Annotated in this window: 7 protein-coding genes; all 7 read left to right on the top strand. The window is 29.9% G+C overall.

Translation table 11 applies throughout. From position 1 onward, the window contains the following. Positions 1-374 precede the first annotated feature (374 nt). The 7 genes from EFD62_RS16630 (at position 375) to EFD62_RS16660 (ending at position 8,651) form a co-directional block, all read left to right on the top strand. Positions 375-590: a single-stranded DNA-binding protein gene (locus tag EFD62_RS16630; RefSeq protein ID WP_128706534.1), complete on the top strand. Its 216-nt coding sequence runs from the start codon at positions 375-377 to the stop codon at positions 588-590. Between the two features lie 117 nt (positions 591-707). Further along, positions 708-1,364, top strand: a complete 657-nt coding sequence (locus tag EFD62_RS16635; RefSeq protein WP_155522920.1) for a hypothetical protein — start codon at positions 708-710, stop codon at positions 1,362-1,364. Next, positions 1,361-3,427 carry a hypothetical protein gene (locus EFD62_RS16640; protein WP_128706536.1) on the top strand — a complete coding sequence of 689 codons (2,067 nt, stop codon included), beginning with the start codon at positions 1,361-1,363 and terminating at the stop codon, positions 3,425-3,427. Before EFD62_RS16635 ends, EFD62_RS16640 begins: the two co-directional genes overlap by 4 nt. Further along, positions 3,427-5,103, top strand: coding sequence for a hypothetical protein (locus tag EFD62_RS16645; protein ID WP_128706537.1), 1,677 nt, complete (start codon positions 3,427-3,429; stop codon positions 5,101-5,103). The genes EFD62_RS16640 and EFD62_RS16645 overlap by 1 nt, the downstream gene beginning before the upstream one ends. Positions 5,104-5,286: 183 nt before the next feature. Beyond that, complete coding sequence (locus EFD62_RS16650; protein WP_128706538.1) at positions 5,287-6,462, top strand: SEC-C domain-containing protein; 1,176 nt, start codon at positions 5,287-5,289, stop codon at positions 6,460-6,462. A gap of 244 nt (positions 6,463-6,706) precedes the next feature. Further along, positions 6,707-6,916: a hypothetical protein gene (locus tag EFD62_RS16655; protein ID WP_128706539.1), complete on the top strand. Its 210-nt coding sequence runs from the start codon at positions 6,707-6,709 to the stop codon at positions 6,914-6,916. 166 nt (positions 6,917-7,082) lie between these two features. Continuing rightward, positions 7,083-8,651, top strand: a complete 1,569-nt coding sequence (locus EFD62_RS16660; protein WP_128706540.1) for an RNA-dependent RNA polymerase family protein — start codon at positions 7,083-7,085, stop codon at positions 8,649-8,651. Positions 8,652-8,758: the final 107 nt, after the last annotated feature.

An 8,758-nucleotide genomic window follows, 5' to 3' on the forward strand; every position in this document is an offset into this window, starting at 1 on the left:
CAGAGCCGTCTGAAATAATATATTTATTTAAATTAAATTATATTCCATGTAAAAAAATGTAGACTTAGTAAGATTATTTATATAAAATTAATATTGAAAATAATTAAAAAAGCTTATATTTAAGTACGTTTTGTCTATTATGCGAACTTGATAACAGACACGCTATGCAAGCTTATATCATCCTATGACTGTGTGAGATGTTATATATGTATGAATTTAGAAAAAAGATTTTGTGTTGACAGGTAAATACATAAGTGATTAATTTGTAAAAATATAGAAAGGTTGTGCGTTTCTTGTTGAAAGATATCTCCTAAAGATATACAATTACCAAGACAACGTTGTTTATATTTTTAATACCTTTTTGGAGGTATAAAATGCCAAACGTTAATGAATTATTAGGAATTGCGATAAGTGAAATATCTATCGTCAATCCCGGTGAAATCTTTTTGATAAGAGATCTATTCAAGGGTTATAAATGGAATAGAATATCAAAAAGTGATTGTCTATTGCTAGGTACATTATTCCTTAATTACATCAATACAACTAATAATGAGGTAACCCCTATAGAAAAGACTTCATCTGGTCAGTAGAAGTATATAAAAACTTCTGAATTAATGAATGGGAGACTGTAATGTATGTGGTTAGATAGTGGATCAGAGATAAATCTATTGGCAAGGCTGCATAAATTGTAAGACAAGGAGCAAAGCATGAATATCGATTATGAAGAGTTAAGACATTACAAAGATAGGATTAGAATATTTTTTATAATTTATATCTTTTCTGAGCCCTGTAATGACCAGAATTATGATGATTGTTGTAGAGTACTACATACAGAAGTAAAAATACAAAAGTTAGATTTTCTGATTAGAAATCCGGACTATTTGTGTTTTGAGTTGTTGGAATTATGCAATAGAAATGACATGGACAAAAAGGAAATTAAGGATATTATTAAGAATATTTTTTACTCTCACGAGCCACAAATAAGGCGAATCGAAATGGAAAGATTCTTTTTTGGTGCTTATGAAGATATAGATCATGTTATTTCTTTTTTAGTATCCGTTGGTTTTGTGAGGTTTATAACTAAGAGGAACAGTGTTCTTAAGCTCACTGAAAAAAGCTACTATGTAACAAATTTGGCAGATGAAAAAATAAGATTGCTCACGGATAATGCTCCTCATCTTAAATGGTATATGGAGAGGTGCTTATTAATAAAGAAATATTTTGGAGCATACTCAGGGACACAGTTAAAAAATCTTCAGTATAAAATCGATAGGTATCGTGATACAACATATAGAGAGTACATTCAAAATATCGAAGATTTGGTGAGACAAAAATATTATGAGGAGTTTGGAGAAATCTTATGAATAAAGAATTTACCAAAATAGTTGAAAAACTATATGATAAGTATTCGAATCAATTAAATAAAGAGGAAATTATTGACCTTTTAAATATTGAAGAAACAGCTATTGATATACCACTTTCCACTGGAAAGCGGTTGATTATAGAATATATTGAATTTAGTGGTGAAAAACAAACTGGAGAGTCAATAAACTTTAAAGAGAATTTTTCAAGTGGAATAAATATGATTATTGCTGATAACTTGAAAGGTAAATCATCTCTATTTAAGATTATTAAAACTGCTTTGGTAGGCAATGATAACTATATCAAACCAGATATTAAACAATGGATAAAATGTATTATTCTTGGATTTAAAATAAATGATAAAAGATACACCATTTCAATGGACTTAGGAAGACGTACAAAAGGTAAATTATACAATTGCTCTTTTGAGGATTATTTAAAAGATGTTGATTTACCAGAACAGTTAATATTTGAAGCTAATAGTAATATAGAATATGAAAGTCAAATACAAGAATTCTTCTTTAATCAATTTTCATATTTTTCAATGAAATGGACGCAAAAAACACCTTTAAAAGATAGTAATGAATTAATTGAGAGTGGATCAAGTTGGAAAACATATTTCAAATCAATTTATCTTGAATCTCGTGATAGTACTTCTTTTTATGGTGGTCAAGATCAAAAAACATTTCAGATGTTGTTAGCACTTGAGCATACTCAGTTAATTAACAAATTAACTGTAAAAAAGGAGCTAAAGCAGTCGTCTTTATCTAAACAATTAGACGTTATAAATTCAATCAACGATGATACTGAAGTTAGCAATTTGCAGGCAGACTTAAATAAAACTGAAAAAAAACTTAATGATATAAGAAATTCGCGAAACTCCGTGGATCTGGTAAATCTGAAAAATCAAAGAAAAGCATTAAAACTGGAAATTGGTAAATTAAATGATAAGTTATCTACTCTGTACAAGCAGCGTAAAGTTTTTATTACCGATAAAGAGTTGAAGAAGAAGGAACTTGATGGATATGGTTTTGAATATAGTCGCATATCAAATGAGATCTATAAAACACAACGATTTATTAATGATATAAATGAATATTTGGAGGTTGGTCAATTTTTCTCTGCGTTAGAAATCAAGTGCTGTCCTAGCTGTAATCATCAAGTAATCCATTCTAATACTGAGACGGGAAATATTTGCCCATTGTGTCATGAGATTGCTGTGAATGACGATGTTGAACAAAAGCATAATTACTCTGAAAAAGCGGATGAGTTAGAAAAAACTCTGAAACAAATGTTACGTGAAAAAGAGCTTCTAGAAGAAAAGAAAAAGGAATTGAATGAAGAAGTAAATCGCATAGAAGGTTTTATAGAAAGTATTCAAAAGGATATCTCAAGGTTAGAGGAAAACGATAAAGAAGATAAACTAGACGTGATAAATCGTACCATAGAGCAAATTCAAAATGAATACGACGATAGTCAAGAAAAAGAGTTAATTGCACAACAAGCAGTATTAATGTTCAGGCTTACTGAAAAAGGAAAAGGTAATTCAAAACTATCTGCTGTCGAGAAGCTTAAAGCCATTATTGAAATGCTTGATGATGCTATCATAGATATTGATAATTTGCGGTTTGAAAAGAGTAAAAAAATTATAGAAGATTTAAAAAAATCTATGCTTAACGAAATTCATAACTTTGGACTTACCTCTATCACAGATATTATTATTGATAAAAAGTTTAATATTACTTATGTACAAAACAATGTAATGGTAAAGTTTTCAGAAATAGCAGAGGGTGAACAGTTAAGAGTAAAACTTGCGTTTTATCTTTCGCTTATTCAACTTGATATTGAAAAAAATCATGGTAGACATACTCGATTTCTTATTGTTGATAGTCCAAATAAAGAGGAAGGAGATACTTCCTATTTAGAGGGGTTAAAAGAGGTTCTTAATCAGATACAATCAAAATATCATGACCAGTTACAAATAATTATCGGAACAGCGACTCGTGAATTTGCTGGTGTCGTTAAAAATGAAAAAATATATGGGAAAGGAGAGTATCTTTTCTAATGGAATTTTACAATGATTATGTTCTTAAAGATATAAGAGAGAGAATTCATTTTTGGGATATAATTTTTAATCAAAAAGCACAAAATCTTGAAGCTGAATCAATACTTCAATTTTTAAAGAATGTGATTTTGGATAGTAGCGAAACTCTTTTCTGCAAGATGAACGCACTAAAAGAAATGATCGATTGGACTTTTCTTGATAAGATAAAACAAAGAAAAACAATAAGTTTTTTACTAGATGATATGGTTAACATTAATGAAGAATTATTAGAATGTTACAGATTAAAATATCTTGCGCTGTTTTATCAAAAGGAAAAAGAAGATATCAAAGATATTATTATGGAAAAATGTGGTGATAAAAATGATCTTGTCAAAGCTGAAGCGAAATATCAATTAGGATTAATAATGTTTTTTGACTCTAATGATATATTAGATAGAAGTGATTTTTTAGATGCAATTGTAAGAACCCAACTGATATTCAGTGAAGCTGCTTCAATTGAAGAAAATAGGATAGATGCAAAGCTACTTAGTTTGATTTGTTCTTACATCAGTAATAGTATAAATTTTGATTTACAGAGAACTAAAGAAATTTATGAGCAGATTAGAGCGCTTATTTTTGAAGTAATATTATTTCAGATTAATAACCAAGCAGTGCCATTTTACCTTAGTATTGGATGTAATATTGCAAGAGTTCATGCAATTGTAAGTACAAAGCCTGATAACTGGATAGATTATAAAAAGGGATTCAATAAACTTTGCTCCGATTTTTATGATATAACAAATATTAATTATAAGAATAATGGCATATATAGAAAATTGTTAGATAGAACGAATGAACGGTTGAAAAAAGAAATAATTGAGCCTGTATTTAAATACAATTATAAAGCCACTCTATCAAAAATTGAAGTAATATTATCTGAAAACGACCTAGATGGAAATATAATAGAATTTTTGGAATACTTGAAAGAGTTACTGATTTCAGAAGATATTAAGGCAATTAATAATTATCAAGAAGGGCTTAAGGAAAATTTTCCTATGCTCACAGAGGATGATTTGGATTCTTTCAAAAGGAGTTTAGATCAATCTAATGTGAGCGAAGCTGTTTATAATCTTCTATTTGCAATACAGAGACTTACTCCTGAGAAGGTGCTTGATGGCGTTGTTTACTCATGTATAAAACTGCAAGCAAATTATACATATAAGAACTCTATAGAAGATGTTAGGAATGATCATATAAGAGATCTTTTGTGGGCACAAAAATTTCAAGTAACCGATCAAACTCGACAAGGTACATCACAAGAAGGAAAGTCCTCTGGTGAAATTGATATACTTATATTAGAAAATAACATGCCCTATTCATTGCTTGAAGCATTGAATTTAGATAGCCTTAATACAGGTTATTTGAACGACCATATCGACAAAATATACAAATATGATACTCTGGGGTATCGGTATAACTTTATTGTGTCATATGTAAAAATTAAAGATTTTAGTGCGTTTTGGACTAAATACATAAACCATATTAAAGAGCATAAATACCCATATCCATTGGATAGTATTGAAGAAAATCTTGGAGATAGATATTGTTACCCCAATCTTAAAATTGCGTCAACAACTCTTAACCGAAACGGAATGAAAACAACTCTTTATCATATATGCGTTTTGATGCAAGAGTAAGGGGAAGTTTAATGTAATATTTTTTGCACAATAAAATGCCTTACCTTTAATGATTAAAAATGCAGTGTTAAAAATGAAATCTAGATTTATTAAAAAAGCATGGTGAAATTGAGCCCTAGCTTTAAAGCCAAATGAAGTACCAAAATAGGTAAGGATATCAAGATATTGAGAGGTGATAAGTGAATGTTCAAAAGCTTTATTTTTAATGGAAAAGAGCAATGCCCATGTGGTAGTGGTTCCCTATATAAAGATTGCTGTAAAGTAAAAGAACCTCGGCAGTTTCGCACTGAGGGAGAGTTTTTAAACTACATGGGTCAAACAATGAGAAAGAGTAGAATAAAGACATGTTTAGTCAAGGGTTGTACAGCCAAAGGAAAAGCTATTATAGGAGCACATGCTTTACAAGAGAATAGAATCTTAAATAAATTAGAAGCCAATAAAGAAGTGTATATGCAAGACTTCACAAAAGATCCTAAAATGCTGGAGATAGAGAAGGGTAAAAGGGAACCTTTCTATTTGTTAGATAAAGTACTGATAAAGGATGCCACAGTAGCTACCTGTTTCTGCAAAACACATGATGATTTAATATTTGCCAAGATAGAAAAATTTCAGTATACACTTGATACTTTAGATGAAGAGCAACTTTTTCTTTTTGCTTATAAGACCTTTGCTTTTGAATTATACACTGAAATAGTGTCAAAGAAGTTTCAATCTCATATGTTTGCAGGTAGTCCTCAATTAACAAAAGACCCGTCCGCAGTGCAAAAGTATATAAATACCGATCTGAAACTACAAGATTTACAGTATTATAGAGACTACTTTGATACAGCACTAGCTCAGAAAGACTATTCTGGCTTAGAGACAGTGGTAATAGAACTACCCTTCAGGGTACAGTTTGCAAATTATATGGCAGTAGCACCTCCATTTGACCTAAGAGGTAAAAAGATAAAATCAATTGATAGAACAAAAAGAATGCGGTTTGTCTTTTCTACTACCTTTCCTTTAGAAAGAAAATCATATTTTCTAGTAACTGCTTTAAAATCAGATTTAAATGTATATTTTGAATACCTTGAACAGATAAGGAACTTTCCGATAGGACTTATTCAGTATTACATAAATGTATTTATACCGCTGTACTCGCAAAATCTGATAACAAGTCCGACTTTATGGGATAGTTGGTCTGAAATGGGACAGTATGGAGTACAATTTACAGTTGCAGACCCACAGAGCATTAAACTATTGATGGCAGTTAAGTTTCACCTACAAAATATATCAAAAGCCAGCAAGAAAGAAGAAATAAAAATAGATACATCCAATATGCCATTTGACTTCTTTATTCCTTACACACCAAGACCTTAGCTGTGTAGTTATAAAAGTGGCGGTTCATACGACCAATAATTATAGCAATAAGGCGAATTTAACAGTTATCCGGAAAGATTGTTCAAGTACGAAAATTTTATTGGGAGTTGATCAAGTTGTTTCTCACGGAAGTTACTATAAAAAACTTTAGTGAATCAGAACAAACTATTTATTTCCATAATATCTAAGCTTTTAATTATGTTTAATAGTCAGATTTTTAGTAACGCTTTAGGAGGAGATAAGCATGAAAAAGATTAGAGTAATTGCAAGAGAAAGAATTATTAATCCTGAAACTCGGAGGGTACATACTGACACTGAACTTATGGCGTTTAATGGATATTACGAGAACGTTTTTCAAGTTGATGAGACGTATAATGAAACTATGTTCATACTTGAACTTGAAGAAAAGTATCCTGAACTAAAAGGACGATCTTTTCAAATTATCGAATTATAAAAACAGAAGTAGAAATAAATCCGATATTTGCATTTTCTTGAGAGTGTGATACGGACTTCCCATTATGTTTATAACAAGGAAAGAAACCAACTGCATAAGGCTAATAATGAGAAGTGGATGGAAGGGTTTTTATAGAAAATAAACGGAAAGAAATGAGGACCAGAAGATGAAACTAAATAATTTATTTAATTTTAAAAACCCAGTTAAGAACTTCATAGATATAGATAAAATCAAATTACCAGATAATGTATCCTCGTTTGATCTTAAAAAACTATGCTGGGTTGAAGCTTTTACTTTTAGAGTAAAAAAACAAGACGATACCTATCGCACTCTTAAGATGCCTAATATATTGAATTTTGTATGTGCTTATGAGCATTTTAAAGACATGCCAAATTTCAATAGTATTCAAAGTATGGATTCTTTACATAAACGGTTATCGGCAAATATTGAAACTGGAGATTTTGTATCAGGAGAATATAATAGACAGCTAGAAGAAGACTTTGAAAGATTATGTACATATGATAATTTAATTCGGATGGATATAAAGGAATATTACGGAAGGGTATATACGCATAAAATAGATTTTCAAGGACATGAAGAGCGATTCTTATCTAATATGAATTTAGGAGCAACCAATGGTTTGATAATGGGAAATTACTTGTCATTGTATTTTGCAGAAATTATTTTAACGAGTATCAGTAATGATATAGAAAAAGAAATTATGGATTTAGGGATTAATTGTGAATTTTCATATTTCTCAGATGATTTTTACTTCTTTTGCAATAAGAATGATAATGAGAAAATTGTAAAGATTTTTGATAAAGTATTAGAAAAATATGAACTTGAAAGAAATGATACAAAAAAGGAAATATGGACGTATGAAGCCTTTAACAACTACAATATAGTAGCAAGATATTGGAAAAAGTTAATTGCTCATTGTAATGTGCGATTTAATGAAGAAAGAGATAATAATAAGTTATACTTTATAAATCAAATAGTTTATAGGATGTCAAGTTTAGAGAATGATAGATTAAAGAAAGTCTTTATTAATAACTTCTTTAAGACAAAATATTTTAGAGAATTAGATCTTGATAAGTATCAGGTTAAGAATTATGATTATCACCAGTTATGCTTTATATTGAAGTTCTCTCCAGAAGTTATGTTATATAATGCTGACAAGTTTAGTACAATGAGTGGATTCGATAATCGCAGACTACATAAATTTTTCAAGGTTAGATATAGGGAGGTACTTCAGCAACCGTTCAATGAAGAACAATTATACTTCTATTATGCAATAAAAGTATTCAATTTTACAGATATATTGACAGAAGCAAAAGATGCAGTTCTTAAGACGAATAATCAAATATTGATTTCATATTACTTGAAAGATGGAATATTTGGAAGTGAAGACGTTGATACGCTCAAAGAAAATTATGATGAGAAGTATTGGTTCCAAAATTACCATTTGATTTTGTATTCGCCAGATATGCTGGCTGACTTAGAAAATAGCATTGATAAGTATTTGATACCAAAATATGCAAAAGCACAGGCGAATGATAGTCCTTCAAGAAGGGACAAAAGGAAATCATATATGGATTTTTATAAAGAAAATATTGAGTTAAGAAATTCCATAATCAGAGATATTTCAGATGTTCGTACTGAAATTGAAGATTACTTAAGACTAAGAATTGAAGAAAGCGAAGCTGCTTTTGAAGCAGAAGAAGAGGATGATTAGAATATTTAATGGTGTTTTAGGGTGAGACAATAGAATTTTTATATTATTGATGCTTTTGTTGCATTTCCCATTATCCATATAATGTAACTCGTGCTTAACGGCTCCAA

Source organism: Acetivibrio mesophilus, from assembly GCF_004102745.1.
GTDB classification, from domain to species: Bacteria; Bacillota; Clostridia; order Acetivibrionales; family Acetivibrionaceae; genus Hungateiclostridium; species Hungateiclostridium mesophilum.